The following is a 25,960-nucleotide window of genomic DNA, read 5'->3' on the forward strand; positions in this document are numbered from 1 at the left end:
TACTGCAGGGGGGACCCTGTGGGAGAGTAGGACGCCGCCGAACAATTCTTCAGAAGAACCCCCATCCGGGTCCCGGATGGGGGTTCTTCGCGTTTCCGGGCCGATGTCGGACACCACCGCACCCCGACCCCTCCGGACCCCTCCCGAACGACCCCCGCCGAGTGGCTGGTCCACCGTCAATATGCCGCTAAAACCGCCTGATCAGCGCACTGATCAGCGGAAAATCGTGTCGCACGCCGTAGTCTCGAAGGCAGGGGGAACAGGTGTCCGGGGGTGTTCTCCGGGCCGGGTCGGATCAAGAATGGTGCTCATGGGACGAGGCAGGCTGCGCATCTACCTCGGGGCGGCCCCCGGGGTCGGCAAGACGTACGCCATGCTCGCCGAGGCGCACCGGCGGCAGGAGCGGGGCACGGACGTGGTGGTCGCGTTCGTGGAGGACCACGGCCGCCGGCGGACCGCGGACATGGTCGCGGGGCTGGAGGTCGTGCTGCGGCAGCAGGTGGTGCACCGCGGTGCCCGGTTCTCCGAGATGGACCTGGACGCCGTCCTGGCGCGCCGCCCGCAGGTGGCCCTGGTGGACGAGCTGGCCCACACCAACGTCCCCGGCTGCCGCAACGAGAAGCGCTGGCAGGACGTCGAGGAGTTGCTGGCGGCCGGGATCGACGTGATCTCCACCGTCAACGTGCAGCACCTGGAGTCGCTGGGCGACGCCGTCGAGGGCATCACCGGGGTGCGCCAGCGCGAGGCCGTCCCGGACGAGGTGGTCCGGCGGGCGGACCAGATCGAGCTGGTGGACATGTCCCCGCAGGCGCTGCGGCGCCGGCTGGCGCACGGCAACGTGTACGCGCCGGAGAAGATCGACGCCGCCCTCGCCAACTACTTCCGCCCGGGCAACCTGACCGCGCTGCGCGAGCTGGCGCTGCTGTGGACCGCGGACCGGGTGGACGAGTACCTCCAGAAGTACCGGGCCGAGCAGGGCATCGAGGGCACCTGGCAGGCCAGGGAGCGGATCGTGGTGGGCCTGACCGGCGGGCCCGAGGGGGCGACGCTGATCCGCCGGGCGGCACGGATCGCCGCCAGGGTCTCCGGCGGCGAGCTGCTCGCCGTGCACATCTCCCGCTCGGACGGGCTGGTGGGCTCCGGCTCGCCGCAGACGCTGATCGAGCAGCGCGCGCTGGTGGAGAGCCTCGGCGGCTCCTTCCACGCCGTCCTCGGCGACGACCCGGCCGGCGGGCTGCTGGACTTCGCCCGGGGCGTGAACGCCACCCAGATCGTGCTGGGCACCAGCCGGCGGCCCGGCTGGCAGTACCTGTACGGGCCGGGCGTCGGCACCGTCGTGACCCGGGAGGCCGGGGACATCGACGTCCACATGGTCACCCACGAGCACGCCGGGCACGGGCGGCGCGGCAAGATACCGGTCCGCCGGATCACCGACCTGGGCCGCACCAGGACGGTCGGCGGCTGGCTGATCGGACTGGTCGGGCCGCCGCTGCTGGCGATCGTGCTGACCGCGATCGGCGGGCTGGGGCTCTCCACCGACATGCTGCTGTTCCTGTCGCTGACGGTGTGCGCGGCGCTGGTCGGCGGGCTGCTGCCGGCGATCGGGTCGGCGCTGGTCGCCTCCTCGGTCCTGAACTACTACTTCACCCCGCCGCTGCACACCTTCACCATCAACGAGCCGCAGAACATCATGGCGGTGGCGATATTCACCATCGTCGGCATATCGGTGGCGTCGGTGGTGGACCTCGCGGCCCGGCGCACCCAGCAGGCCGCCCGCAGCCAGACCGAGGCGCAGACGCTCAGCGCGCTGGCCGGCACGGTGCTGCGCGGCGCGCCCAACGGCGACGGGGTGCTGACCGCGCTGATGGAGCAGGTCCGGGAGACCTTCGGGCAGGAGAGCGCCGCGCTGCTGGAACGGCCCGACCCGCTCTCCGCCTGGGCGCCGGTGGCGACCGCCGGCCCGCGCCCGCCGGAGCGGCCGGAGGAGGCCGACGTGGACGTCCCGGTCGGCGACAGCCTGGCGCTGGTGCTGCGCGGCCGGGTGCTGCCCGGGGCGGACCGGCGCCTGCTCGGAGCGTTCGCCGCCCAGGCCGCCGTGGTGCTGGAGCGCCGCCGGCTGGCCCGGGAGGCCGCCGAGGCCCGCCGGGAGGCCGAGGGCAACCGGATCCGGACGGCTCTGCTGGCCGCCGTCTCGCACGACCTGCGCACCCCGTTGGCGGGCATCAAGGCCTCGGTGAGCTCGCTGCGCTCGGCCGACGTCGACTGGGCCCCGGAGGACGAGGCCGAGCTGCTGGCCGGCATCGAGGCCGGGGCCGACCGGCTGGACCACCTGATCAACAACCTGCTCGACATGAGCCGCCTGCAGACCGGGACCGTCACCCCGCTGATCCAGGAGACCGACCTGGACGAGGTGGTGCCGTTCGCGCTCGGCGGGGTGCCGCTGGAGTCCGTCCGGCTGGAGGTCCCGGAGACGCTGCCGATGGTCCGGGCCGACGGCGGGCTGCTGGAGCGCTCGCTGGCCAACCTGGTGGAGAACGCCGTCAAGTACAGCCCGGACGGGGTCAGGGTGCTGGTCAAGGCCGACGAGCTGCGGCAGCCGGGGCGGCCGGCCCGGGTCGAGCTGCGGATCGTGGACCGCGGCCCGGGGGTGCCCGAGGACGCCAAGGAGCGGATCTTCGCGCCGTTCCAGCGGTACGGGGACGCGCCGCGCGGCGCCGGGGTGGGCCTCGGACTCGCGGTGGCGCGCGGCTTCGTCGAGGCGATGGACGGTACCGTCACCGCCGAGGACACCCCGGGCGGCGGACTCACCATGGTCGTCAGCCTGCCCGTGGTCGAACGGCCGCCCGAACCGGGGGAGCGGGGCGGCGAGGGTGGCGGCCCGCTCCCGGACCTGATCACCTGAGAACCGGCGGCGCACCGGCCGGGCCGTCGCTCCTCCGGGGGCCGGCGCGCCTCCCAGGCCGTACGCCGCACAGCACGTCGCACGTCGCACCGAACGTCGTAGAGCAGTCCCCAGTCCGTAAGTCAGACAGCCCTGAAAGGCGGAGCCCGTAAATGACCCGGGTCCTCGTCGTGGACGACGAACCGCAGATCGTCCGCGCGCTGGTGATCAACCTCAAGGCCCGCAAGTACGAGGTGGACGCGGCCCATGACGGCGCGAGCGCCCTGGAGCTGGCCGCGGCCCGCCATCCGGACGTGGTCGTCCTCGACCTGGGCCTGCCCGACATGGACGGGGTCGAGGTGATCCGCGGCCTGCGCGGCTGGACCCGGGTGCCGATCATCGTGCTGTCGGCCCGGCACGCCTCGGACGAGAAGGTCGAGGCGCTGGACGCGGGCGCCGACGACTACGTCACCAAGCCGTTCGGCATGGACGAGCTGCTCGCCCGGATGCGGGCCGCCGTGCGGCGGGCCGAGCCGGTGGCCGGGGAGGCCGACTCGCTGGTCGTCACCGAGTCCTTCACCGTCGACCTCGCGGCCAAGAAGGTCAACCGGGACGGCGCCGACGTACGCCTCACGCCGACCGAGTGGCACCTGCTGGAGGTACTGGTCCGCAACGCCGGGCGGCTGGTCAGCCAGACCCAGCTGCTCCAGGAGGTCTGGGGCCCGGCCTACCGCACCGAGACCAACTACCTGCGGGTCTACCTCGCCCAGCTGCGCCGCAAGCTGGAGCGCGACCCCTCGCACCCGCGCCACTTCATCACCGAACCGGGCATGGGGTACCGCTTCGAGAGCTGACCGCGACCGCCCCCGGCGGTCGCGCGGCCTGCCGCCGGGGGGCCGGAACCCGGTACCCTTCCGACATGAGTGGTGACAACAGCAGCGGCCCGCCGCAGGGGCGGTTCCGCCGCATGCTCAGCCGGCTGACCTCCTCGGCCGAGGAACTGGACGCCGAGGAGCTGCGTCAGGAGATCGCCGCGGAGTCCGGCTGCACGCCGATCGCCGGTTGCGGGGACCGCGAGCTGGTCACCGTCGCGGGCACGCTGCGCACGGTGACGCTCCGCCCGAGGGCGGGGGTGCCCGCCCTGGAGGCCGAACTCTTCGACGGTACCGAGGCGCTGGACGTGGTCTGGCTCGGCCGCCGCTCGATCGCCGGGATAGAGCCCGGCCGCCGGCTGGTCGCCAGCGGCCGGATCAGTCACGCACGCGGGCGCCGCGTGCTGTTCAACCCCCGCTATGAGCTGCGTCCGGTCGGACACGGGAGCGAATGAGCGTGAGCAACCAGCCCGGCGGCGAGGCCGCCGCCCAGCTCGACCTGGCGGTCGACCCCGCGGACGCGGAGGCCGCCCGCAGGGCCGCCTCCAAGGAGGCGGCCGACACCGTGCTCCAGGCCTTCGGCGGCGTGCGCGGCATGATCGACATGACGCTGCCCGGCCTGGTCTTCATCGTCACGTACAACCTGACCCACCAGGTCAGCACCTCGGCCTGGGCCGCGCTGGGCCTGAGCGCCCTGTTCGTGGTGGCCCGGCTGGCGAAGCGGCAGACCATCCAGCACGCCTTCAGCGGGGTGTTCGGGGTCGCGCTCGGCGCCTGGATCTCGATGAAGAGCGGCAAGGCCGAGGACTTCTACCTGCCCGGCCTGCTGTGGAACGTCGGCTACTGCGTCGCCCTGGCGACCTCCGCCCTGGCACGCTGGCCGATGATCGGGGTGATGCTCGGCCCGATCACCGGGGAGATGTTCACCTGGCGCAAGGAGAACCCGGGCCGGCTGGCCGCCTACACCAAGGCGACTTGGGCCTGGGTGCTGATCATGGGCGCCAAGCCGGTGATCCTCTTCCCGCTGTACTTCACCCACAACGTCAACCTGCTGGGCTGGCTGAAGGTCGCCCTCGGCATCCCGCCGCTGCTGCTGGCGATGTACGTGACCTGGCAGATCCTGCTGAAGGCGCCGCCGCCGATCAAGGCTCAGCTGGACGAGGAGGAGGAGCCGGCGAAGTAGCCGCCTCCCGCCCGTCCCGAACGACGGAGAAGGGCCCGTACCCCGAGGGGTGCGGGCCCTTCTCCGTGTCGCGCGCTCCGGGGCTACTGGGCGCCCGAGATGGCCGAGAGGAGCTCTTCCAGCTCCTCCTCGCGCTCCTGCGCGGCGACGAAGAGCAGTTCGTCGCCGCCCTCCAGGGTGTCGTCCTTGCCCGGCACCAGCACCCGGCCCTCGCGGATGATGGTCACCAGCGCGGTGTCCTGCGGCCAGGCCACGTCGCCGACCCGGGTGCCGACCAGCTCGGTGTCGGAGGCCAGGGTCAGCTCGACCAGGTTGGCGTTGCCCTGGCTGAAGCGCATCAGGCGGACCAGGTCGCCGACGCTGACCGCCTCCTCGACCAGCGCGGACATCAGGCGCGGGGTGGAGACGGCGACGTCCACGCCCCAGGACTCGTTGAAGAGCCACTCGTTCTTGGGGTTGTTCACCCGGGCGACCACCCGCGGCACCGCGTACTCGGTCTTGGCGAGCAGCGAGACGACCAGGTTGACCTTGTCGTCACCGGTCGCGGCGATCACCACGTGGCAGCGCTGGAGCGCGGCCTCGTCCAGCGAGGTGATCTCGCAGGCGTCGGCCAGCAGCCACTCCGCCATCGGGACCCGCTCCACCGAGATGGAGTTCGGGTTCTTGTCTATCAGTAGGACCTCGTGGCCGTTCTCCAGCAGCTCGCCCGCGATCGAGCGGCCCACGGCTCCGGCCCCGGCAATGGCGACCCGCATCAGTGACCCTCCTCCTTCGGCCCCTGCGCGAACGCGGCCTCGACGGCCGTCAGGTCGGCCCGGCGCAGCATCACGTGCACCAGGTCGCCCTCCTGCACCACCATCTGCGGCGAGGGGAGCACCCCCTCGCCGAGCCGGGTGACGAACGCCACCCGGGTGCCGGAGGCCTCCTCCAGCTCGCCGATCCGGTGGCCGATCCAGCGCGGGTCGTACGCGACCTCGGCGAGCTGGACGCCACCGCTCGGGTCCTGCCACAGCGGCTCGGCGCCGCTCGGCAGCAGCCTGCGCAGCATCTGGTCGGCGGTCCAGCGGACCGTCGCCACGGTGGGGATGCCCAGGCGCTGGTACACCTCGGCGCGGCGGGGGTCGTAGATCCGGGCGGCGACGTTCTCGACGCCGAAGTTCTCCCGGGCCACCCGCGCGGCGATGATGTTGGAGTTGTCACCGCTGGAGACCGCGGCGAAGGCGCCGGCCTCCTCGATGCCCGCCTCGCGCAGGGTGTCCTGGTCGAAGCCGACGCCGGTCACCCGGCGCCCGTTGAAGCCGGCGCCCAGCCGACGGAACGCGGTCGGGTCCTGGTCGACCACGGCCACCGAGTGGCCCTGTTTCTCCAGGGCTCTGGCGAGGGCGGAGCCCACGCGGCCGCAGCCCATGATGACGATGTGCACCGGCGCTTACCTCACCCGTCCCGAAGGGGTCTTGACCTGCGCAAACACCGTTCAGCTCCGTTTCCCGCCCGGTCGTCCGGGACGAGGTTCCTCGTGGGGGCGCCGACCCGGCAACGCTCGACAACCAGAGTGTTGCCCGCCGACTCGTATCCGACACGCTAGCCGGTCCACCGAACGCAGTCGCGACGAAGGGGGGGACAAACGGCGGAGCCTTGACCGGGGAGCCCCTACGATTCCTTAACGTGCCTATGCCGACTGACCTTCCGAAACGCATCCTGATCGGGCGCGCCCTACGCAGCGACAAGCTGGGCGAGACGCTTCTGCCCAAGCGGCTCGCGCTGCCCGTGTTCGCCTCGGACGCGCTCTCCTCGGTCGCGTACGCCCCCGAGGAGATCCTGCTCACCCTCTCCATCGCGGGCGCCTCGGCGATCCACTTCTCCTGGCAGATCGGCGTCGTCGTGGCGATCGTGATGCTCGCCGTGGTCGCCTCGTACCGGCAGAACGTCCACGCCTACCCCAGCGGCGGCGGCGACTACGAGGTCGCGACCGTCAACCACGGGCCGGCCGCCGGTCTGGTGGTCGCCAGCGCGCTGATGGTCGACTACGTGCTCACCGTGGCCGTGTCGACCACCTCGGGCGTCGCCAACGTCGTCTCCGCGGTGCCCTCGCTGCGCGGTCACGAGGCGGTCCTGTCGGTGGTCGTGGTCGTCCTGCTGATGGGCATGAACCTGCGCGGTGTGCGCGAGTCCGGAAGCGCCTTCGCCGTTCCCACCTACGCCTTCATGGTCGGCGTGATCGGGATGGTCGGCTACGGGGTCTTCCGGCACTTCGCGCTCGGCCAGGACATGCCCGCGGAGAGCTCCGGGTTCCACCTCGCCGCCACCCCCGGCAACGACTCGCTGACCGGCTTCGCGATGGTGTTCCTGCTGCTGAAGTCCTTCTCCTCCGGCTGTGCCGCGCTGACCGGTGTGGAGGCGATCTCCAACGGCGTGCCGGCCTTCCGCAAGCCGAAGAGCAAGAACGCCGCCACCACGCTGCTGATGATGGCGAGCATCGCCGTCGTGATGTTCATGGGCATCATCTGGCTGGCCCGGCTGACCGGCGTCCAGATGGCCGAGAACCCGGCCGAGCAGCTCGTCGGCTCCTCGCCCGGCTACCACCAGAAGACCGCGCTGGCGCAGATCAGCGAGGCCGTGTTCAACAACTTCACGCCCGGCTTCTACTTCGTCGCCGGCGTCACCGGCCTGATCCTGGTGCTCGCCGCCAACACCGCCTTCAACGGCTTCCCGGTGCTCGGCTCGATCCTCGCCCAGGACCGCTACCTGCCGCGCCAGCTGCACACCCGCGGCGACCGGCTGGCCTTCTCCAACGGCATCATCCTGCTGGCGATCGCCGCGATCCTGCTGATCCTCGCCTTCGACGCCGACCCGACCCGGCTGATCCAGCTCTACATCGTCGGCGTCTTCGTCGCCTTCAACATGAGCCAGTCCGGCATGATCCGGCACTGGACCCGGCTGCTGCGCACCGAGACCGACCCGGCCAAGCGCCGCCACATGCAGCGCAGCCGGGCGATCAACGCCTTCGGCCTGGTGATGACCATGGCCGTGCTGATCGTCGTACTGGTCACCAAGATCGGCCACGCCTGGATCGCGATCGCCGCGATGGCCGTGCTGTTCGTGATGATGAAGGGCATCCGGCGCCACTACGACCGGGTCTCCGACGAGCTCATCGCCGCCGAGGAGCCGGACGACGTGGTGCTGCCCACCCGGGTGCACGCCATCGTGCTGGTCTCCAAGCTGCACAAGCCGGCGCTGCGCGCCCTGGCGTACGCCCGGCTGGCCCGGGCCCACACGCTGGAGGCGGTCACGGTCAACGTCGACCCGGCGGACACGGCGGCGCTGCGGCGGGAGTGGGACGAGCGCGGCATCGAGGTGCCGCTCAAGGTGCTGGACTCGCCGTACCGCGAGATCACCGGGCCGGTCCTGGACTACGTGAAGAACCTGCGGCGCAGCAGCCCGCGGGACGTGGTCTCGGTCTACATCCCGGAGTACGTGGTCGGCCACTGGTACGAGCACCTGCTGCACAACCAGAGCGCGCTGCGGCTCAAGGGGCGGCTGCTGTTCAAGCCCGGTGTGATGGTCACCTCGGTACCGTGGCAGCTGGAGTCCTCCGAGCGGCGCAAGCCGCAGAAGGCCTGGTCGGCGCCGGGCGCCGTCCGGCGTGGCGAGCCTCGGGCGCCGAAGGCCGTAAAGTCGAAGGATTCCGTCTCCACCGGTACGAACGCCGGTGACAGCCCCGACCGCAGCAAGGACTCCTCCCAGTGACCCGCAACACTCCGCCCCGTTCCTCGGGCTCCTCCGGCGCCTCCGGCAAGGGCGCCCGCCGGGGCGGCTCCAAGCCCGGTCAGGTCTCCCGGCCGCGTTGGGGCCGGCCGTCCCGTCCGGAGGCCACCGACCGCGACGGCCTCACCGCGAGCACCGCGCCGTTCGTCCCGGGCGAGCGGGAGGACCGGGGGCCCGCCGAGCCGGTGGCCGGGAAGGGCGCTGCGGCGAAGGGTGCCGCGGGCAAGGGCGCTGCGGCCAAGGGCTCCGCGGCGAAGGGTGCCGCGGCCAAGGGCTCCGCCAAGGGATCCGGCAAGGACGCGCCCAAGGGTGCGGGCAAGGACGCCGGCCAGGGCGCCGGTCAGGGTGCGCCGAAGGGCGCCGCCGGGGCCGACCGGAAGGCGCCGCGCAAGCAGGCGGTGCGGCCGCCCAAGGCGCTGCGCACCGCCGCCGCGCGGCCCTCGCGGCCCGAGGCGCCGTCCGGGGAGCCGCTGGTCGGGCAGCGCTACGAGGTCGAGGTCGGCCCGGTCGCGCACGGCGGCGGGCACTGCGTGGCCCGGCACGAGGGCCGGGTGCTGTTCGTGCGGCACGCGCTGCCCGGTGAGAGGGTCGTCGCGCTGGTGACCGACGGGACCACCACCTCGCGGTTCCTGCGGGCCGACGCGGTGGAGGTGCTGGAGCCCTCCAAGGACCGGATCGAGGCGCCGTGCCCGTTCGCCGGTCCGGGCAAGTGCGGTGGCTGCGACTGGCAGCACGTCACCCCCGGCGGGCAGCGCAAGCTCAAGGCGGCGGTGCTGACCGAGCAGCTGGCCAAGCTGGCCGGGCTCACCCCGGCCGAGGCCGGCTGGGACGGCAGCGTCGAGCCGGTCGGCGGCAAGCTGCCGGCCGGGCAGGTGCCGGCCTGGCGCACCCGGGTGCAGTACACGGTGGACGCCGAGACCGGGAAGGTCGGCCTGCGCAAGTACCGCTCGCACGAGGTGCAGCCGGTGGACCGCTGCCTGATCGCCGCCGAGGGCGTCACCGAGCTGGGCGTCGAGACCCGGGACTGGCCGGGCGTGGCGAGCGTCGAGGTGATCGCCGCGACCGGCTCCTCCGACCGCCAGGTGGTGCTCACCCCGCGCGACGGTGCCCAGCTGCCGCTGGTCGAGCTGGACAAGCCGGTGTCGATCGCCCGGGTGGACGAGCAGGGCGACGTGCACAAGGTGCACGGGCGCGGCTTCGTCCGCGAGCGGGCCGCCGGGCGGACCTGGCGGATCAGCGACGGCGGCTTCTGGCAGATCCACCCGGAGGCGCCGGACACCCTGGTCGACGCGGTGCTGGACGGGCTGGACCCGCAGTGGGGCGAGAGCGCGCTCGACCTGTACTGCGGAGTCGGCCTGTTCGCGGGCGCGCTGGCCGACCGGGTCGGCGAGGACGGCGCGGTGCTCGGCATCGAGTCCGCCAAGCAGGCCGTGGTCGACGCCCGGCACAACCTGGCCGCGCTGGACAACGTTCAGATCGAGTGCGACCGGGTCGAGACGCTGCTGCCGCGCACCGGCATCACCGCCACCGACCTGATCGTGCTGGACCCGCCGCGCTCGGGCGCCGGCCGCGAGACCGTCGCCCACCTGGTCGGCCTGGAGGCGCGCCGGATCGCGTACGTGGCCTGCGACCCGGCGGCGCTCGCCCGGGACCTGAAGTTCTTCCGCGAGGGCGGCTACCGGCCGGTGTCGCTGCGGGCCTTCGACCTGTTCCCGATGACGCACCACTTCGAGTGCGTGGCGATCCTGGAGCCGGCCGGGGAGTGATCCCGGGCGCCGGGAAGGCACGGCAGGAGGCGGTCACCCGTTCGGGGTGGCCGCCTCCGCCGCGTCCGGGGGCCGGCTACTCGTTGTGCTCCTCCTCGTCGACGCTGTGCGGGAGGTCGATGCCGTGCTGGGCGGCGAGCCGCAGGAGCGAGGCGACCCGGCCCTCGTACGCCTGGACGCCGTCGGCGTCCCCTTCGGCCCGGGCCGCCGCGAGGTCCCGGCGGGCCTGGGCGAGCTGCTCGCGCAGCTCCTGATCGAACATGGCTGTCATCGGTCGGCCTCCGCACCGGTCGGTGCCCGCTCGGGGGAACGCAAGGGGGTTTTCAGCGTCCCGGACGGTGGGTCGGTCTTCAAGTCCCGCTCCGCCTGGTGGCGGCACGGCGGTGGTGGGCGGGGGCCGGAGCGGGGCGGAGGAGAGGTGTGGCGTGGCCCGGACCGGGGCGGAGGACAGGTGCGGGCGGGGTCCGGAGCAGGGCGGAAGGTCAGGCGTCGGCAATGCGCGGGTAAAAGATGGTGCGCGGAGTGCCGTCGGGTCCCGGGAGGGGGCTTGACGAGGAAAATCGCCGGGGCGAAGGTGAGCAGCTGACATGTGATGTGTGCTGTTGCACCGCCCTTGGCGGCAGCCGCCCCGCGCCGTCGGCCGGGGCCGGCCGATGCGTGAGGGGGAGCGTCATGGAGTTGGAGCTGCGGCACCTGCGCGTGGTGTGCGCCATCGCCGACACCGGGAGCGTCGGCCGGGCCGCCGCCCTGCTCGGCGCCTCGCAGCCGGCGACCAGCACCCAGCTGCGCCGGATCGAACGCCACCTGGGCGCCCCGCTGTTCGAACGCACCGCCGCCGGTGTCGCGCCGACCGGCTTCGGGGTGGAGGTGCTGGCCGCCGCCCGGGAACTGCTCACCCGTGCCGACTGCCTGGGCCGCCGTGCGGAGGCTTCGGCCGGGCCCGCCCCGCGCGAGCTGCGGCTGGCGGCCACCAACGCCCCGATCCTGCCCGGGCTGGTCACCAGGGCCCGGCACCAGCGGCCCGGGCAGCGCTTCACCGTGACGTCGGTCTACCGCTCCTCGGACATCGTCGAGCTGCTGGAGCGGGGCGAGGCGGACGTCGCGGTGGCCGTGGACTACCCGGGCCGGGAGCTGTGCCACTCGCCGTCCGTCGCGCACCGCGGCATCGTCACCGAGCCCGTCTTCGTCGCACTGCCGGCCGGCCACCGGCTGCGGCACCGCACCGAGGTGGCCCTGGCGGACCTCGCGGAGGAGGAGTGGTTCCTGACCCCCGACGACGGGGCCGGCTGGCACGGCGTCTTCCACGGGGCCTGCGCCGCGGCGGGGTTCGCCCCGGCGACCGTCCACGAGTTCCTCGGCGGCCGGCTGGAGCTCCAGGAGATGATCGCCGCCGGGCTCGGCATCTCCGTCGTCCAGGCCACCACCCGGCCGCTCGCGGACGTGGTGGTCAAGCCGCTGGCGGGGACGCCGATCTGGGTCCGGCAGCTGCTGGTCTGGCGGCCGGCCGGGGTGGGCGGGGAGGTGGTGGAGACGCTGTTCGGGGCGGCCGCCGCGGCGTACCGGGACCTGATCGCGGCCGCGCCGAGCTTCCAGGCGTGGGCCGCGCGGACGTACCGGTCGTAGCGGCAGCGGGCGGGGGTCCGTGTTATGCCCGGGCCGGGAAATGTCATATGACCTGTGACATTGTTCTGACCTTCCGTCGCTGGCAGGATCATGACGCGTTCCCCCAACGTCTCGGCAGTCCTCCCAGCGCCTCCCCCACAGGAGAAGGACCCCACCAGTGCGCCCACGGATACCCCTCCCCACCCTGCTGGCCGGCCTCGTGGCCGGCTGCTGCGCCGCCGCCACGCTGCTGCCGGCCACGGCGTCAGCCGCCTCCGTCGCCCCGGCCGCCTCCGGTGCTTCCGCCGCTCCCGCCCGACCCGCGGCCGGTGCTCCGACGGCCGACCCGGGCTCCGTCCAGCCGAAGCCGCTCGGCGCCTTCCTCACCGTCGACCCGGCCGCCCAGGCCCGTGCCGCCGAGGACCTCGCCCCCGTCGCCAAGCCGCTGCCCCCGGCGCTGCTCGGCCAGGTCGTGATGGGCCAGCCGGCCGACACCGTCGTGCAGACCGCGCCGCGCCCGGCCGAGCCGAAGGCGCCCCCGGCCAAGCCGGCCCTCGCCGCCCGCGGCGCCGCCGGAGCCGCCGCCGCGCAGAGCTGCACCCCGGCCGACTTCGGCAGCCGCAGCGGCGCCGACCTGGTCTCCTTCATCGAGGGCTCGACCACGGACTGCGTCAACACGCTGTTCAACGTCACCGGCACCGACGCGGGCAGCATCTTCAAGGAATCGAAGATGCTCACCGTCGCCGACGCCTTCCGGACCATGGCGGCCGGCTACACCGGCGACAACTCGACCGCCATCCTGCAGCTCGTGCTCTTCCAGCGGGCCGGCTGGTTCGTGCAGTCGAACAACGCGGACGCGGTGGGCCCGTACGGCGCGGCCCTGACCAGCGGCTCCAAGGCCGCCCTCGACGCGTTCTTCGCCGCCCCGCACCGCACCGACGTCAGCGACGCCAACGGCACCGTGCTCAACGAGGTGCTGGTGCTCACCGACAGCGCCAACCTCCAGGGCAGCTACCTGGGCGTCTACAAGCAGGTGCTGACGGCGTACGACAACTCGTACAACGCCTTCCCGAAGATGCTCAAGGCGGTCAACGCGGTGCTCTCCGCGCCGCTGTGGCGGGGCAACTGGAACCCCGACTTCGTCAGCGCGGTCGGCGCGGACCCGAGCATCGGCGCCACCCTCGGCGACTTCGCGCTGAACCACAAGGACCTCCTCGGCACGGCCAACGCCTACCTGGACGTCAACGCGGGCAACGACCTCGGCCGGATGGCCGGCGACGGCCCGGTGGTCGAGGCCGCGGTCAAGGGCAAGGTCAAGGCGGTCCTCGACGGCGCGCAGATCACCGGCGCCACCGGCCCGCTGTACGTCCACACCGCCTACCAGGCCAACAGCTTCGACCCCGGCCAGTGCTCGTACTACGGCATCTGCGACCTGCCGGCGAAGCTGACCGCCGCGGTGCTGCCGAACCAGCTGGTGTGCGACAACCGCACCATCCAGACCGAGGTCCTGTCGCCCGCCGACCTGGCCGCGGTCTGCGCCAGCCTGCGCGGCGAGGACACCTTCTTCCACAAGCTGGTGAAGGACAACGGTCCGATCCCCGGTCAGTACGACAAGGAGCTCACTCTCGCGGTCTTCGCCAACCAGGCGGACTACCTGACCTACTCCTGGGCGATCTTCAACAACTCCACCGACAACGGCGGACAGACCGTCATGGACCCGACTGACCCGAACAACCGGGCCGTGTGCGTGATGTACCAGAAGTCGTGGAACGACGGCTTCACCGCCAACGTGTGGAACCTCAACCACGAGTACACCCACTACCTGGACAACATCTACGACCTCAAGGGCAACTTCTCCACCGAGATCTCCGTCCCGGACATCTGGTGGATCGAGGGCGTCGCCGAGTACGAGTCCTACGCCTACCGCGGCACCACCGACACCCAGGCGATGGCCGAGGCCGCCAAGCACACCTACAAGCTGAGCACCCTCTTCCAGAACACGTACGGCAACTCGGACACCGTGCGCACCTACCCGTGGGGCTACCTGGCCGTCCGGTACATGTTCGAGAAGCACCCGGCGGACATCGACGCCATGCTCGCCCACTTCCGCACCGGCGACTACCAGGGCGGCTACGCGGTCTACAACGGCATCGGCACCCGCTACGACGCCGACTTCGACGCCTGGCTCGACACCTGCGCCGGCGGCGCCTGCCTGGCGGCCGGCCCGACCGCGCTGTTCGGCCAGTCGGTCTCCGGCGCGACCGTCACGCTGACCGACAAGTCCGTCCAGACCGGCGCCGGCCGGCTCACCGCCTGGCACTGGACCTTCGGCGACGGCAGCTCCTCCGACCAGCAGAACCCGACCCACACCTACGCGGCCGCCGGCACCTACACCGTCGCGCTGACCGTCACCGACGACACCGGCAGGACCGCCAGTACCCCCGCCTCCGTCGCCGTGACCACGGGCGGCGGCGGTGGCCCGACCACCCCGCCGGCCTGCACCGACCCGCGCACCGACGCGCTCGGCAAGAACTGCTCGCGCGCCAACCTGTCGGCCACCGCCGGCAACCTGGACTACCTGTACGTCTACCTGCCGGCCGGCACCAGCACCCTGAAGATCACCACCTCCGGGGGCACCGGCACCGCGTACCTGTACTACAGCGACAGCACCTGGGCCTCGCCGAGCGCCTACACCGCCGCCTCCACCAACGCGGGCACCACCCAGAGCATCACGGTGACCAACCCGACGGCGGGCTACCGCTACGTGAGCCTCTACGCGAAGAGCGACTTCAGCGGGGTGACCGTCAGCACCCAGTTCTGATCCGTCCCCTTCCGGCGCGGGCCGGGTCCGTGGCAGCCAGCCGCGGGCCCGGCCGTCCGGCGTTCCGGCGCCTCGGCGGCGGCCCGTCCGGCGTTCCGGTGGCTGCCGTCCGGCGCCACGGTGACGGCCGGGTTGCGCGGGGGCGTGCGGCAGGTGTGCGGGCGGTGTGCGCACGCCCTTGTTGTGCTAGCACTTGAGCGCTAGCTTGAACGGCATGGGTAAGAAGCAGCTGAACGTGCGGGTCGACGCCACGACCGCCGAGATGGCCCGGGAACGGGCGGAGCAGCAGGGGATCTCCATGAACCAGTACATCGAGCGCCTGGTCCAACAGGACATGGGCGAGTCAGGGCGGGCCTTCGTGGACGCGGCCGCGCAGTTCATGAAGGAGTACGAGTCGGCCTTCCTCGCCGAGTTCGGGGAGCCCGGCGACCTCCAGGACGTGCGCCGTTGAAGCTGGAGGTCGACCTCTCGTGGCTGCTCATGACCGCCGAGCAGTACACGCCCGGTGATCCGCAGGTCACCGACTACGGCTCGCTGCTCGCGGCGGTCACCCGCCACCAGGCCGAGATATTCGACATCTCGGTCTACCCCGAACCACAGGACCGCGCCGCCGCGCTGATGCACCAGCTGATCCGGGTGCCGGCACTGGAGAAGACCAACGAACTCTTCGCGACCGCCGTCGCCTACGCCTACCTCGTCGCCAGCGGTTGCACCGTCGCCACCACCGCCCGCGAGGTGCGCAGCCTCTCCCGGGCCATCCGCGAGGGGCGGCTCGGGGTGTCGGGCGTCGCCGAGCGGCTCGCGGCCTGGGTGGTGGACGAGGCGGAGGGGGAGGAGGTCAGCGGGGCGGACGAGGAGGACGAGGACGACGACTGACCGGCGCCGTCCCCGTTCCCGTTTCCGTTCCTGCCGGGGCCTTTCGGGCCGGGGCCGGTGGGCGGCCTGTTGCGCGGGGGGCTCCTGCCGGGCGGAGGGTTCGTGCCGCGTGGCAGGCGCCTGCCGGGCGGGGGGCTCCTACTGGGCGGCGGGCTCCTGCTGGGCGGCGGGCTCCGCGATCAGGGCCGTCGCGAAGGTGCGGAAGCCGGCCCGGCGGTAGATCCGGGCGACGTCCTCGTCGGCGGCGGACAGGAACACCGTCCGCACCCCGTTCGCCCGGGCGTGCTCGACCAGAGCCGCGGTGACCGCCAGGCCCAGCCCGCGACGGCGCGCGGACGGGAGCGTGCCCACCCCGGCCACCTCGGTGACCGGGCCCACCGGGTTGTGCTGGCCCGCGCACAGGACCGTGCCGTCCTCGACGGCCGCGGCCAGCACGGTGGTGCCGGTGGCGATCCGCCGGGCGATCCGCTCCGCCGTGCCGTCGGCCGCCAACGTCGCCGCGCGCTCGGCGAGTTCGGCCGCGCCGGCCGGGCCGACAGCGGTGCCCGGCTCGGCGAAGGCCAGGTGCGGGACGGCGACGGCGGCCGCCAGCTCCGGGGCGTCCGGCGCCAGCACCCGGACCTCCACCCGCTCCGGCAGCTCGGGCGCCGGGGCCGCTTCGTCCTGCGGGCCCAGCACCAGCAGTGGGTGCTCGTGCACCGTCAGGCCCGCAGCCTCGACCGCCGCGCGCAGCTCCGGGTTCTGCTCGGCCACCCACTCGAAGGCCTCCGGCGCGCCCGCCTCCCGCTGCCGCTCCAGCACCCGGCGGACGTCCTCGGCTGTGGCGGCGGGTCCGGTGTGGCCGAGGGTCGGGCGGGCGTAGTAGGGCCAGCCGGCCCCGTCACGGAGGAACAGGGTCAGCGGCCCGAAGTCCTCGGTGCGGGCGGCGCTGCGGGGCACGGCGTCGTAGTAGCGCTCGATCTCGTCGAGCAGGGGGCGGTCGTGGGCATGATCATCAGGGGTCACGGCGTGCATCCAAGCAGGGGCGGGGGAGGGGCGCCACCGGTTTGTCGGGGCGGGCCGCGGCTCCTCCGGGCTCGGCGCCGCCCGCGCGTCGCCGTTCCGGGGGCCGATTGTTGCCGAACGCTTACCCGCCCGCAGCGATCTTGTGCGGCCGCGGCGTGCATGCTGAAGCCTTTACAGCTCTGCCGAGGGGGACGGCGGACGTCTGCACGAGGCGAGGCAAGGGGGAAGACAGGCCGATGAGGCTCTGCTTTCTGGTGGAGGAACACTACCGGCACGACGGCATGCCGCTCGACGTGGCACGCCAACTCACCGCGTGGGGGCACCGGGTGGACGTGCTGCGCCCCGGGGACTCGCTGCTGGCGATCTCCGAGGAGGTCCGGGCCGGCAGCCACGACGCCTGGGTGCTCAAGACCGTGTCCGGCGGCCCCGGGCTGACCCTGCTGGAGTCGGCCGCCGCCGTCGGCCTCACCACGGTGAACGACGTGCGCTCGATCCGCGGGGTCCGGGACAAGGCACTCGCCGCGGTCATCGGCCGCACCCGCGGCCTGCCCGTCCCGGTGACGTACGCGGCCGCGCGCTGGGAGCGGCTGGCAGAGATCCCGGCCGCCGAGTACCCGCTGGTGGTCAAGCCCGCCGACGGCAGCTCCGGGCGCGCCGTGCGGCTGGTGCGCAGCCCCGAGCAGCTGCTGGAGGTGGGTCCGGAGCTGGCGGGGGAGGGGCTGCTGATCGCGCAGCCGTACGTGCCCAACTCCGGGACCGACCTCAAGGTGTACTGCGTCGACGGCGAGCTCTTCGCGACGGAACGTTCCTCCCCGCTGCACCCCGGGCAGGGCGTGCGCGAGCGGCAGGTGCCGCTGCCGGGGAGCGTCGCGCGGATCGTGGCGCAGGTCGGCGAGGTGTTCGGGCTGGACCTGTACGGGGTGGACGTGCTGCTGGGGCCGGACGGACCGGTGGTGGTGGACGTCAACGACTTCCCGAGCTTCCGGCAGGTGCCGGACGCGGTGGCCCGGGTCGCCCGGGCGGTGCTGCGGCTCGCGCGCAGCGGCACGGCCGTGTCGCTGCCCGCCGGGCCCGCCGAACTGGTGCCGGCGGGCGGCGACCCGTACGGCCAACGGGGCTTTGGTGAGGGGGAGTTGCTGTGAAGGTCGGGCTGATCACCGGCGACCCGGGGCACCCGGTGCTGGCGGCGGCCGCCGAACTGCTGGTGCGCCGGGGGCACGAGGTCGCGGCCGTCCCGCCCGCGGGGCCCGTGACCGGGCTCGCGGACGTCTACCTGCTCAAGGCCCGTACGCCGCAGGCACTGGCGCTGGCAGGGGAGTTGGAGCGGCGGGGCGCGCCGGTGGTCAACTCGGCGGCGGCCACCGGGCTGTGCCAGGACCGGGTGCGGATGGCCGAGCTCGCCCGCGCCGCCGGGCTGCCCTTCGCGGCCACCGACGCGGTCGGCCTGCTGGGTGAACTCGCTGACCCCGCCTACCCGTTCGTGGTCAAGAGCCGGCACAGCAGGCGGCACGACCTGGTCGCCCGGGTGGACGGGCCGGACCGGCTGCGCGAACTCGCCGAGCGCTGGCCCGAGGAGCCGGTCGTCACCCAGCCGTTCGTCCCGGGGACCGGCTGGGACCAGAAGCTGTGGGTCGTCGACGGACAGGTGTTCGCGGCCCGGCGGCAGTCCGAACTCGCCACCAGCACGGGGAAGTCGGGGCGGGCCGAGGACTGGGAGCCGTCCGCCGGGCGGGCGGCGCTCGCGCTGCGCGTGGGCGAGGTGTTCGGGCTCGACGTGTACGGGGTCGACCTGCTCGACGGGCCCGCCGAGCCGGTCATCGTGGACGTCAACGCCTTCCCGGGGGTCCGGGGCCGGGCCGGCGCGCCGGAGGCGCTCGCGGCGCTGGCGCTGCGGGTCGGGGCGGAGCGGGGGCGGGCGCTCGCGGGGCTCGGGCCGGGGCCCGGGAGGGGTGCGGAGTAGGGCCGGCCTGGGGCGTCCGGCCCGCCGGGGTCGTTAGGCTGGCTGGCGCCCCGACCGGCCGGGGCGTACGGCGAGAGAAGACGGAACCTTGCTCCAGGACATCGAGCGCTACCTGGCCTGCCCGCACTGCGCGCAGGCCCTCACCCGGCACGACCGCAGCCTGCGCTGCCCGGCCGGGCACAGCTTCGACCTCGCCAAGCAGGGCTACGTCAGCCTCCTCGCCGGCGACGCCCACACCGGCACCGGGGACACCGCCGAGATGGTCGCGGCCCGCGCGGACTTCCTCGCCGCCGGGCACTACCGGCCGATCGCCGAGGCGCTGGCGGAGGCCTCCTCCGCCGTCGCCGGTGCGTCCGACGGCCTGGTCGCCGACCTCGGCGCCGGCACCGGCCACTACCTGGCGCACGTCCTGGACGCCCTGCCCGGCACGGTCGGCGCGGCCCTGGACATCTCCAAGTTCGCGCTGCGCCGGGCCGCCAAGGCGCACCCCCGGATCGGCGCCGTGGTGTGCGACGCCTGGCGCCCGCTGCCGCTGCGGGACGCCTCGGCCGAGCTGATGCTCAACGTCTTCGCGCCGCGCAACGGGCCGGAGATCCGCCGGGTGCTGCGCCCCGGCGGCACCCTGCTGCTGGTCTCGCCGACCGCCCGCCACCTGCGTGAACTCGTCGGCGCGCTGGGGCTGTTGTCGGTGGACGAGGAGAAGCAGCGGCGGATCGACGAGAAGCTCGGGCCGTACCTGGAGCCCGCCGGGCGGCGCGAGGTCGAGTTCACCCTGCGGCTCGGCCCGCAGGACGTGCGCACCGTCGTCGGCATGGGGCCGAGCGCCTGGCACACCGACCCGGAACGGCTCGCCGCCGCGCTCGCGGAACTGCCGGAGCCGGTCGAGGTGACGGCCTCGGTGACGGTGGCCGCGTACCGGCGCTGAGCCCCACGTTGGGATGAATCTGCCGCGCAGGCACGTTTCTGCCGGTCGGCCTGCGGCTAACGTCCGACAGGTGAACCGCGACGCCACCGTGCCCGCAGGGCCGTCCCACCTCCGACCGGGCGCCCCGGGGCCCGACCGGCCGCCCGTGCCGCGACCCACCGTCGAGGAGCTCCGACTCACCTCGTTCAAGTCCTACCGGCGTGCGGTGCTGCCGCTCGCGCCCCTCACCGTGCTGCACGGGCCCGCCGGCGTCGGCAAATCCAACGCCCTCGACGCGCTGGCCGTGCTGTCCCGGCTCGCCCTCGGCGAGGAGATCGCCGACTCGCTGGACGGACTGCCCGAGCGCACCGGCCCGCTCGCCGCACCCGTCCGCGGCGGCCTCGACGGGTGCGTCCCGCACGGGCGGCACGCGATCAACCTCGGCTGCACCGTCCGCTCGCCGCACGGCCTGATCCGGCTCGACGTGGTGGTCCGCACCGACGGCCCGGTCCGGATCGCCCGGGAGTCGCTCACCCTCGACGGCCGGACCCTGATGGACACCGGCGAGCAGGACGTCCGCAACCGGCGGGTCAACGTCTGCTGGCACAACGACACCCGCCAGGGCGACATCCGGGCACCCTTCCCCAGCGGCACGATGATCACCGCACAGCTGCCGCTGCGGGTCGCGGGCTCCTCGGCCGGGGAGTGCCTCGTCCTCGCCGCCACCGAGGACCTCCTCACCGCGCTGCGCGAGGTCTTCCCGCTGCACCCCGTCCCCGCGCTGATGCGCGGCTGGGCCCGGGCCGACCCGCAGGCCCGGCTGCGCAGCAACGCCGCCAACATCTCCGCCGTCGTCGCCCGGCTGAGCAACGAGTGCCCGCGCCGGTACGGGCAGCTGCTGCGCGCCGTGCAGGCCGCCGCGCCGCACCCGCTGCTCGGGCTCACCCTGGCCGAGCGCGAGAGCGCGGGCGTGAAGCGGGTCCTCGCCGTCTTCGACGAGGGCGTCCTCGGACGCACCGGGGCCGACCAGGCCTCCGACGGCATGCTGCGCCACCTCGCCTTCGCCGCGGTGCTGCTGACCGGGGCCGGGGTGCTCGACCTCGACGTGGCCGCCGAGGTGCCCTGGGCGCACCGGCAGCTCACCGTGCTGGCCGAGGACCTGGGGGCGGGACTCTCCGTCGAGCAGACCGGCACGCTGCTGCGGCTGGCGCGGGAGATGGCGGAGCGCAGCCAGCTGCGGGTGGTCGCGGCCCTGCAGGAGCCGGCGGCGGCGCGGGAGGTGCTGGGTTGCGGGCCCGGGGGCGGGGTGGTGCTGGTCGAGTGCCGGCGGGACCCGGACTCGGGGTTCACGGTGCTGCGGCCGGAGACGGCGCGGGTGCCGGTCCAGGGCGGGCGCGGGGAGGCGGCCGGGGGCGCGGCTGGTGCGGTGGACGGGGAGACGGCCGGGGAGGCGGCCGGGGAGGCGGTCGGCCTGGGGGCGGAAGCGGGCGGGGGCGGGTCGGAGGAGCCGGCGGGGTCGGCGGGGGTGGCCGGATTCGCGGGCGGCGGCGGGGTGTCCTCGGTGGGCGGTGGGGCGGCGGGCCGGGATGCGGTAGACCTGGAGGGGTGAGCGAACGAGTGACGGGGCCGGCAGAGCCCACGGTGGATGTCCTGCGGCAGCGGTTGGTGGACTTCGCGTCGGCCCGGCGGTGGGAGCCCTTCCACACCCCGAAGAACCTGGCGGCGGCGCTGAGCGTGGAGGCGGGGGAGCTGCTGGAGATCTTCCAGTGGCTGACGCCCGAGCAGGCGGCCGCGGTGATGTCCGACCCGGAGCGCGCGCACCGGGTGCACGACGAGGTCGCGGACGTGCTGGCGTACCTGCTGCAGTTCTGCACGGCGGTCGGGGTGGATCCGCTGGAGGCCCTGGCGGCCAAGATCGAGCGGAACGAGCTCCGCTTCCCGGTGCCGACGGACGAGGGCGGTGCCGGCCAGGACGCGTCCGACGCCGACCAGGGGGCGGGCGGTGCCGACCAGGGGGCGGTCGAGGCCGCCGGGAGTGTGGCCCGCGCGCCCGAGGGGGCGACCTCCGTCAACCCGGACGTGGACGACCAACCTGTGTGAGGGACGAAAGTTATCCACAACCCCGGACTTGTCCACAGCTTCTGACAACGTGGATGCGCGCTCGCGCACTTCCTCGCACGCTTTCGCCGTGACCAGCCGTCACCACGCGGACCGCCCCTCCCGGCGGCCCGGGTCGACGGCGACAGCGAGCGGGAGGAGCGGTGGCCATGGAGGCGCTGCGACTGATCAAGACGGCCCGGTACGCCCTGGCCGAGGCCAGGCATGTACCGGACGTGCTGGCCGAGGCGCGGCAGGCCGCGCTGCTCACCGAGGCGGTGGGCGCCAGGCTGGCGGAGTCGGAGGACGAGGATCTCACCGGGCTGGGGCAGCAGCTGTCCGAGGCCGGGGCGCACGCGGCGGTCTGCCTGGACCGCTCCGTCGTCCGGGCCGCCCTGGTGAGCGGCGGCCGGGCCGCGCGGCTCACCGACCTGGGGGACTTGGCGCCGGCCCTGGGAGCGCTGGACGGGCTGCTCCAGGAGGTCGGCGAGACGCTGGTGGTGCTGGCCTGCGGGGCGGACACCGAGAGCCTCTACTGGACGTGCATCGACGGTGTGGACGCGGTCTCGGAGTGCAAGGACCTGACGGTACGGCTGCGTGCGGCGGCGCTCCGGGCCGGGGCGGCGGAGCCCGCCGCGCTCGGCGGTGCGGAGCGGGAACGCGAGCGGGCGGGTGGCGGGGCGCCGTTACTGGTGGTCCGGCTCGGCCCTCCGGGCGAGACCGGTCCGCCGGGCGGTGACGGTGGCGGTGCGGCGAGCGGCAGCCCGCCCTCCGGCGGCGGCCCGCCCGGTGCGGGCGGGCCGGCCGAGGAGGACCGGGTGGTCGGCTACCGGGCGCCCGGTGCGTCCGAGGCCTCGGACGCACCGGAGGTGTCCGTGCCGGTCGGATAGGCGGTGGAGTCGGCGCCCCCGGGGACGGAGCCCTGGAGTTCGGCGAGGTCCGCGCTGACGGAGGCGAGCAGTTCCTGCATCTGCTCCAGCAGGCTCTTGGGGGTGGCGGGTCCGGCCGAGGTGCCGTCGGCCGAGCCCGTCGGGCTGCTCGGGAACTGCGGCGTGGCAGATGGTTCGGACATTGCGGGACCTCTTCGGATCGGTGGTGCGGTGTAGGGCGGCCGACGGTGGCTCGGACCGCACGGCGGGAGGCGGCAGTGCCCGCTACCGGGGCACCCACCCCCGCCGTAGCACCCAACGAACCGGTCCGGATGCCGTCACCCGGACACCACCCGATGCGGTCCAACTCCGCTGTGCGGTAAGCCTCCCGGGTGAGCCGGGGTTGCCGTCGCGGCGCCGCCTCGGCTAGGCACGGCGCGGCCCGGGGAGCCTGAGCGGCGCGGACGGTGCGGGTGGACCGGGCGGCGCGGAGCGGGGGCGTGAGCGGCGGTGCGGAGCGCGGCGCGGTCGAGCGCGCCCGGAAAGGAGCCGGGGATGATTCGGAGACGAGCAGGAGACGAACCGGAGACTGGCCGGGGGAGAACCCACCCCTTGCCACTCTCAACGTATAGCGCATGGGGGGTCTTGCGGCAAGGCCCCCGTGGTGGCGCACAATCGCAGGCCTCAGATCGGAGCTGATGCCATGAACAGCCGCACCACCAGCGCGTTCGACCTTCCCGCCCGCCTCGTCGCCAAGGCCGACCCGGCGCTGATCGGTGAGGACGAGCGGCACTTCGCGGCCGTCGCGGAGAGCCTGGAGCAGTCGATCGCGGAGCTGTCCGACCGCCTCGACGCGCTGCGCCGCGCGCCGGGCGGCCTCGGTCGGGAGGCGATGGACCGGGACATCGAGGTGCACAAGCTGACCGGTCGGCTGCGCGCCCTGCGCCGCTTCGGCCTGGACCTGTGCCTCGGGCGGGTCGTCCACGCGGACGACCCGGAGCCGGTGTACATCGGGCGGCTCGGCCTCACCGACAGTGAGGGGCGCCGACTGCTGGTCGACTGGCGCTCGCCCGCGGCCGAGCCGTTCTTCGGGGCCACCCACGCCGACCCGATGGGCCTGGTGAGCCGGCGCCGGTACCGCTGGACCGGCGGCCGGATCGGCGACTACTGGGACGAGGTGTTCAGCGCCGAGGCCCTGGAGGGGCACGCCGCGCTGGACGACCAGTCCGCGTTCATCGCGAGCCTGGGCGGCAACCGGTCGGCCCGGATGCGGGACGTGCTGGCCACCATCCAGGCCGACCAGGACGCGATCATCCGGGCGGGGTCCCGGGGCGCCCTGGTGGTGGACGGCGGCCCGGGCACCGGGAAGACGGTCGTCGCGCTGCACCGCTCCGCGTACCTGCTCTACTCCGACCCCCGGCTCGGCCACCGGCGCGGCGGCGTGCTGTTCGTCGGCCCGCACCAGCCCTACCTGGCCTACGTCGCCGACGTCCTGCCCAGCCTCGGTGAGGAGGGGGTGCGCACCTGCACCGTGCGGGACCTCGTTGCCGAGGGGGCGAAGGCCGGGTCCGAGAGCGACCCCGAGACGGCCCGCCTGAAGTCCTCGGCCGACATGGTGGGGGCGATCGAGAAGGCCGTCCGGTTCTACGAGGAGCCGCCCGCCGAGGGGATGGAGGTCACCACCCACTGGGCCGACCTCTGGCTGAGCGCCGAGGACTGGTCCGACGCGTTCGACGCGCCGGACCCGGGCACCCCGCACAACGAGGCCCGCGAGCAGATCTGGGAGGAGCTGGCCACGATCCTGATGGACAAGCTGGACGAGGACGCGGGGGTCTCGCCCGAACTGTTCCGCCGGTCGCTGCGGCAGGACCGGGAGCTGACCGAGACGCTCAACCGGGCCTGGCCGCTGATCGACGCGGCCGACCTGGTCGGCGACCTCTGGTCGGTGCCCGCCTACCTGCGGATGTGCGCGCCCTGGCTCGCCCCCGAGGAGGTCCGCAGGCTCCAGCGCAAGGACGCGCCCCAGGCCTGGACGGTGTCCGACCTGCCGCTGCTGGACGCGGCCCGGCAGCGGCTCGGCGATCCGGAGGCGGACCGGCGCCGGCGCCGTCGGGAGGCCGCGGCCGCCGCCGAGCGCGCGCGGATGGCCGACGTCATCGGCGACCTGCTGCAGGCCGACGACGACAGCGAGGGCGCGGTGACGATGCTGCGCGGGCGCGACCTCCAGGACACCCTGGTCGACGAGACGGCCCTGCCCGGTGCCGACCCGGAGCCGCTCGCCGGGCCGTTCGCGCACATCGTGGTGGACGAGGCCCAGGAGCTGACCGACGCGGAGTGGCAGATGCTGCTGCTGCGCTGCCCGTCCCGGAGCTTCACCATCGTCGGGGACCGGGCGCAGGCCAGGCACGGGTTCACGGAGTCCTGGCAGGAGCGGCTGGAGCGGATCGGGCTCGACCGGAGCACGGTGGCCTCGCTGAGCATCAACTACCGGACGCCGGAGGAGGTCATGGCCGAGGCCGAGCCCGCGATCCGGGCCGCGCTGCCGGACGCCAACGTGCCGACCTCCGTCCGCAGCAGCGGCATCCCCGTTGTGCACGGGTCGGTGGCGGAGTTGGACGCCGTCCTGGACGGCTGGCTCGCCGAGCACGCCGAGGGGGTCGCCTGCGTGATCGGTGCCCCCGGCTTCGAGGCGCGGCCGCGGGTCCGGTCGCTGACCCCGGAGCTGTCCAAGGGGCTGGAGTTCGACCTGGTCGTGCTGGTCGACCCGGAGGCGTTCGGCGGGGGTGTCGAGGGGGCGGTCGACCGCTACGTCGCGATGACCAGGGCCACCCAGCGGCTGGTGGTCCTCAGGAGCGTGTGAAGCGTCAAGCGTCGGAAGAGACGGCGAAGAGACGGCGAAGGGAGCGGGGTGCGAACGGAGGGAGCGGAGGGGCTGGAACGCGCGTCGCCCGGTCGGGTGACGCAGGTGTCGGGTGACGGCGTCGGGAGGCCAGACTGGGGCGATGGACGAGGAGGAACCGCTGGCGTCGTGGGCGGCCAGGCGGGAGCAACGGCTGCGGCCGGTCGGGCAGTTGCGGGTCGTACGGCTCACGGTCGGGCGGCAGCGGGGCGCCCATGTGCTGCCGGGCGAACCGAGGCTGATCGTGCGTTGGGACGGCTACCAGTGGCTGCCGGAGACGGTGGCCGAGGACTACGCCACCGCCCAGCGGATCCTGTACGGGGCCGAGGGCGCGGGAGCGCCGCGGCCCGGGCGCCAGGCGCGGCGGCCGGGGAAGGCACCGGGGCGCCACCGCAAGCCCTGAAGCCCGCGCGGGCCCGGGCCGCGACCCGGACGCCGGGCTGTAACCGGACCCCGAGCG

The 25,960-nt window shown here is 73.9% G+C and carries 22 protein-coding genes and 1 pseudogene; 18 read left to right on the top strand and 5 right to left on the bottom strand.

Annotation, left to right across the window (positions count from 1 at the left end):
• The first annotated feature begins 310 nt into the window (after window positions 1-310).
• From ACWDD9_RS35565 to ACWDD9_RS35580, 4 genes are all read left to right on the top strand, one after another.
• Window positions 311-2,902 carry an ATP-binding protein gene (locus ACWDD9_RS35565; protein ID WP_375877222.1) on the top strand — a complete coding sequence of 864 codons (2,592 nt, stop codon included), beginning with the start codon at window positions 311-313 and terminating at the stop codon, window positions 2,900-2,902.
• Window positions 2,903-3,054: 152 nt separating this feature from the next.
• On the top strand, window positions 3,055-3,735 hold the full coding sequence (locus ACWDD9_RS35570; RefSeq protein ID WP_049657530.1) for a response regulator: 681 nt from the start codon (window positions 3,055-3,057) through the stop codon (window positions 3,733-3,735).
• A 65-nt stretch (window positions 3,736-3,800) separates the two neighbouring features.
• Window positions 3,801-4,208 (top strand): OB-fold nucleic acid binding domain-containing protein, encoded by a 408-nt coding sequence (locus ACWDD9_RS35575; protein ID WP_049657528.1) that lies wholly within the window; start codon window positions 3,801-3,803, stop codon window positions 4,206-4,208.
• Between the two features lie 2 nt (window positions 4,209-4,210).
• Complete coding sequence (locus ACWDD9_RS35580) at window positions 4,211-4,936, top strand: DUF3159 domain-containing protein (RefSeq protein ID WP_234348601.1); 726 nt, start codon at window positions 4,211-4,213, stop codon at window positions 4,934-4,936.
• 83 nt (window positions 4,937-5,019) lie between these two features.
• On the opposite strand, the gene ACWDD9_RS35585 is transcribed toward ACWDD9_RS35580, so the two are convergent.
• Both ACWDD9_RS35585 and ACWDD9_RS35590 read right to left on the bottom strand, forming a co-directional pair.
• Window positions 5,020-5,691 carry a potassium channel family protein gene (locus ACWDD9_RS35585; RefSeq protein ID WP_049657526.1) on the bottom strand — a complete coding sequence of 224 codons (672 nt, stop codon included), beginning with the start codon at window positions 5,689-5,691 and terminating at the stop codon, window positions 5,020-5,022.
• On the bottom strand, window positions 5,691-6,359 hold the full coding sequence (locus tag ACWDD9_RS35590) for a potassium channel family protein (protein ID WP_049657525.1): 669 nt from the start codon (window positions 6,357-6,359) through the stop codon (window positions 5,691-5,693). The genes ACWDD9_RS35585 and ACWDD9_RS35590 overlap by 1 nt, the downstream gene beginning before the upstream one ends.
• Window positions 6,360-6,607: 248 nt before the next feature.
• Here ACWDD9_RS35590 and ACWDD9_RS35595 point away from each other — a divergent pair, with 248 nt between their 5' ends.
• Entirely contained in the window at window positions 6,608-8,683 is a 2,076-nt protein-coding gene (locus ACWDD9_RS35595; RefSeq protein WP_049657522.1) for an APC family permease, read from the top strand.
• Window positions 8,684-9,117: 434 nt separating this feature from the next.
• Window positions 9,118-10,467 (top strand): class I SAM-dependent RNA methyltransferase, encoded by a 1,350-nt coding sequence (locus ACWDD9_RS35600; protein WP_375877235.1) that lies wholly within the window; start codon window positions 9,118-9,120, stop codon window positions 10,465-10,467.
• Window positions 10,468-10,543: 76 nt separating this feature from the next.
• Here ACWDD9_RS35600 and ACWDD9_RS35605 read toward each other — a convergent pair whose 3' ends face one another.
• Window positions 10,544-10,738, bottom strand: coding sequence for a hypothetical protein (locus tag ACWDD9_RS35605; protein ID WP_143204452.1), 195 nt, complete (start codon window positions 10,736-10,738; stop codon window positions 10,544-10,546).
• Between the two features lie 401 nt (window positions 10,739-11,139).
• Here ACWDD9_RS35605 and ACWDD9_RS35610 point away from each other — a divergent pair, with 401 nt between their 5' ends.
• The 4 genes from ACWDD9_RS35610 (at window position 11,140) to ACWDD9_RS35625 (ending at window position 15,766) form a co-directional block, all read left to right on the top strand.
• On the top strand, window positions 11,140-12,090 hold the full coding sequence (locus ACWDD9_RS35610; RefSeq protein WP_074000661.1) for a LysR family transcriptional regulator: 951 nt from the start codon (window positions 11,140-11,142) through the stop codon (window positions 12,088-12,090).
• Between the two features lie 157 nt (window positions 12,091-12,247).
• Window positions 12,248-14,890 (top strand): collagenase, encoded by a 2,643-nt coding sequence (locus ACWDD9_RS35615; RefSeq protein WP_449813911.1) that lies wholly within the window; start codon window positions 12,248-12,250, stop codon window positions 14,888-14,890.
• Between the two features lie 214 nt (window positions 14,891-15,104).
• The gene (locus ACWDD9_RS35620) at window positions 15,105-15,341 is read left to right on the top strand and encodes a toxin-antitoxin system HicB family antitoxin (RefSeq protein WP_049659744.1); all 237 of its coding nucleotides are present in this window, start codon (window positions 15,105-15,107) and stop codon (window positions 15,339-15,341) included.
• Window positions 15,338-15,766, top strand: a complete 429-nt coding sequence (locus ACWDD9_RS35625) for a hypothetical protein (protein ID WP_049659745.1) — start codon at window positions 15,338-15,340, stop codon at window positions 15,764-15,766. Before ACWDD9_RS35620 ends, ACWDD9_RS35625 begins: the two co-directional genes overlap by 4 nt.
• A 138-nt stretch (window positions 15,767-15,904) precedes the next feature.
• Here ACWDD9_RS35625 and ACWDD9_RS35630 read toward each other — a convergent pair whose 3' ends face one another.
• Window positions 15,905-16,780, bottom strand: coding sequence for a GNAT family N-acetyltransferase (locus tag ACWDD9_RS35630; protein ID WP_074000664.1), 876 nt, complete (start codon window positions 16,778-16,780; stop codon window positions 15,905-15,907).
• Between the two features lie 227 nt (window positions 16,781-17,007).
• Here ACWDD9_RS35630 and ACWDD9_RS35635 point away from each other — a divergent pair, with 227 nt between their 5' ends.
• The 6 genes and pseudogenes from ACWDD9_RS35635 (at window position 17,008) to ACWDD9_RS35660 (ending at window position 22,622) form a co-directional block, all read left to right on the top strand.
• On the top strand, window positions 17,008-17,913 hold the full coding sequence (locus tag ACWDD9_RS35635; RefSeq protein WP_049659122.1) for an ATP-grasp domain-containing protein: 906 nt from the start codon (window positions 17,008-17,010) through the stop codon (window positions 17,911-17,913).
• On the top strand, window positions 17,910-18,731 hold the full coding sequence (locus ACWDD9_RS35640) for an ATP-grasp domain-containing protein (RefSeq protein ID WP_449813912.1): 822 nt from the start codon (window positions 17,910-17,912) through the stop codon (window positions 18,729-18,731). The genes ACWDD9_RS35635 and ACWDD9_RS35640 overlap by 4 nt, the downstream gene beginning before the upstream one ends.
• 88 nt (window positions 18,732-18,819) lie before the next feature.
• Window positions 18,820-19,656, top strand: coding sequence for a putative RNA methyltransferase (locus ACWDD9_RS35645; RefSeq protein WP_449813913.1), 837 nt, complete (start codon window positions 18,820-18,822; stop codon window positions 19,654-19,656).
• 70 nt (window positions 19,657-19,726) lie between these two features.
• Window positions 19,727-21,244: an AAA family ATPase gene (locus tag ACWDD9_RS35650; protein ID WP_449813914.1), complete on the top strand. Its 1,518-nt coding sequence runs from the start codon at window positions 19,727-19,729 to the stop codon at window positions 21,242-21,244.
• A gap of 32 nt (window positions 21,245-21,276) precedes the next feature.
• Window positions 21,277-21,582, top strand: a pseudogene (locus tag ACWDD9_RS35655) (nucleotide pyrophosphohydrolase); the annotation flags it as partial.
• Window positions 21,583-21,902: 320 nt separating this feature from the next.
• On the top strand, window positions 21,903-22,622 hold the full coding sequence (locus ACWDD9_RS35660; protein ID WP_074000668.1) for a DUF6099 family protein: 720 nt from the start codon (window positions 21,903-21,905) through the stop codon (window positions 22,620-22,622).
• Here ACWDD9_RS35660 and ACWDD9_RS35665 read toward each other — a convergent pair.
• Window positions 22,559-22,804, bottom strand: coding sequence for a hypothetical protein (locus tag ACWDD9_RS35665; RefSeq protein ID WP_049648983.1), 246 nt, complete (start codon window positions 22,802-22,804; stop codon window positions 22,559-22,561). The genes ACWDD9_RS35660 and ACWDD9_RS35665 overlap by 64 nt on opposite strands.
• Window positions 22,805-23,304: 500 nt before the next feature.
• Between ACWDD9_RS35665 and helR the strand changes: the two genes are divergently transcribed.
• On the top strand, window positions 23,305-25,461 hold the full coding sequence (gene helR, locus ACWDD9_RS35670; protein ID WP_449813915.1) for an RNA polymerase recycling motor ATPase HelR: 2,157 nt from the start codon (window positions 23,305-23,307) through the stop codon (window positions 25,459-25,461).
• A 142-nt stretch (window positions 25,462-25,603) separates the two neighbouring features.
• Complete coding sequence (locus ACWDD9_RS35675) at window positions 25,604-25,903, top strand: DUF6087 family protein (RefSeq protein WP_063780004.1); 300 nt, start codon at window positions 25,604-25,606, stop codon at window positions 25,901-25,903.
• Window positions 25,904-25,960: the final 57 nt, after the last annotated feature.

Source organism: Kitasatospora sp. NPDC001119 (assembly GCF_053598475.1).

Excerpts from the sequence above, each read along its gene's own strand:
- ACWDD9_RS35565 (WP_375877222.1), top strand. The coding sequence starts at position 311 with ATGGGACGAGGCAGGCTGCGCATCTACCTCGGGGCGGCCCCCGGGGTC.
- ACWDD9_RS35570 (WP_049657530.1), top strand. The coding sequence starts at position 3,055 with ATGACCCGGGTCCTCGTCGTGGACGACGAACCGCAGATCGTCCGCGCG.
- ACWDD9_RS35575 (WP_049657528.1), top strand. The coding sequence starts at position 3,801 with ATGAGTGGTGACAACAGCAGCGGCCCGCCGCAGGGGCGGTTCCGCCGC.
- ACWDD9_RS35585 (WP_049657526.1), bottom strand. The coding sequence starts at position 5,691 with ATGCGGGTCGCCATTGCCGGGGCCGGAGCCGTGGGCCGCTCGATCGCG.
- ACWDD9_RS35595 (WP_049657522.1), top strand. The coding sequence starts at position 6,608 with ATGCCGACTGACCTTCCGAAACGCATCCTGATCGGGCGCGCCCTACGC.
- ACWDD9_RS35605 (WP_143204452.1), bottom strand. The coding sequence starts at position 10,738 with ATGACAGCCATGTTCGATCAGGAGCTGCGCGAGCAGCTCGCCCAGGCC.
- ACWDD9_RS35610 (WP_074000661.1), top strand. The coding sequence starts at position 11,140 with ATGGAGTTGGAGCTGCGGCACCTGCGCGTGGTGTGCGCCATCGCCGAC.
- ACWDD9_RS35620 (WP_049659744.1), top strand. The coding sequence starts at position 15,105 with ATGGGTAAGAAGCAGCTGAACGTGCGGGTCGACGCCACGACCGCCGAG.
- ACWDD9_RS35630 (WP_074000664.1), bottom strand. The coding sequence starts at position 16,780 with ATGCACGCCGTGACCCCTGATGATCATGCCCACGACCGCCCCCTGCTC.
- ACWDD9_RS35635 (WP_049659122.1), top strand. The coding sequence starts at position 17,008 with ATGAGGCTCTGCTTTCTGGTGGAGGAACACTACCGGCACGACGGCATG.
- ACWDD9_RS35660 (WP_074000668.1), top strand. The coding sequence starts at position 21,903 with ATGGAGGCGCTGCGACTGATCAAGACGGCCCGGTACGCCCTGGCCGAG.
- ACWDD9_RS35665 (WP_049648983.1), bottom strand. The coding sequence starts at position 22,804 with ATGTCCGAACCATCTGCCACGCCGCAGTTCCCGAGCAGCCCGACGGGC.
- helR (WP_449813915.1), top strand. The coding sequence starts at position 23,305 with ATGAACAGCCGCACCACCAGCGCGTTCGACCTTCCCGCCCGCCTCGTC.
- ACWDD9_RS35675 (WP_063780004.1), top strand. The coding sequence starts at position 25,604 with ATGGACGAGGAGGAACCGCTGGCGTCGTGGGCGGCCAGGCGGGAGCAA.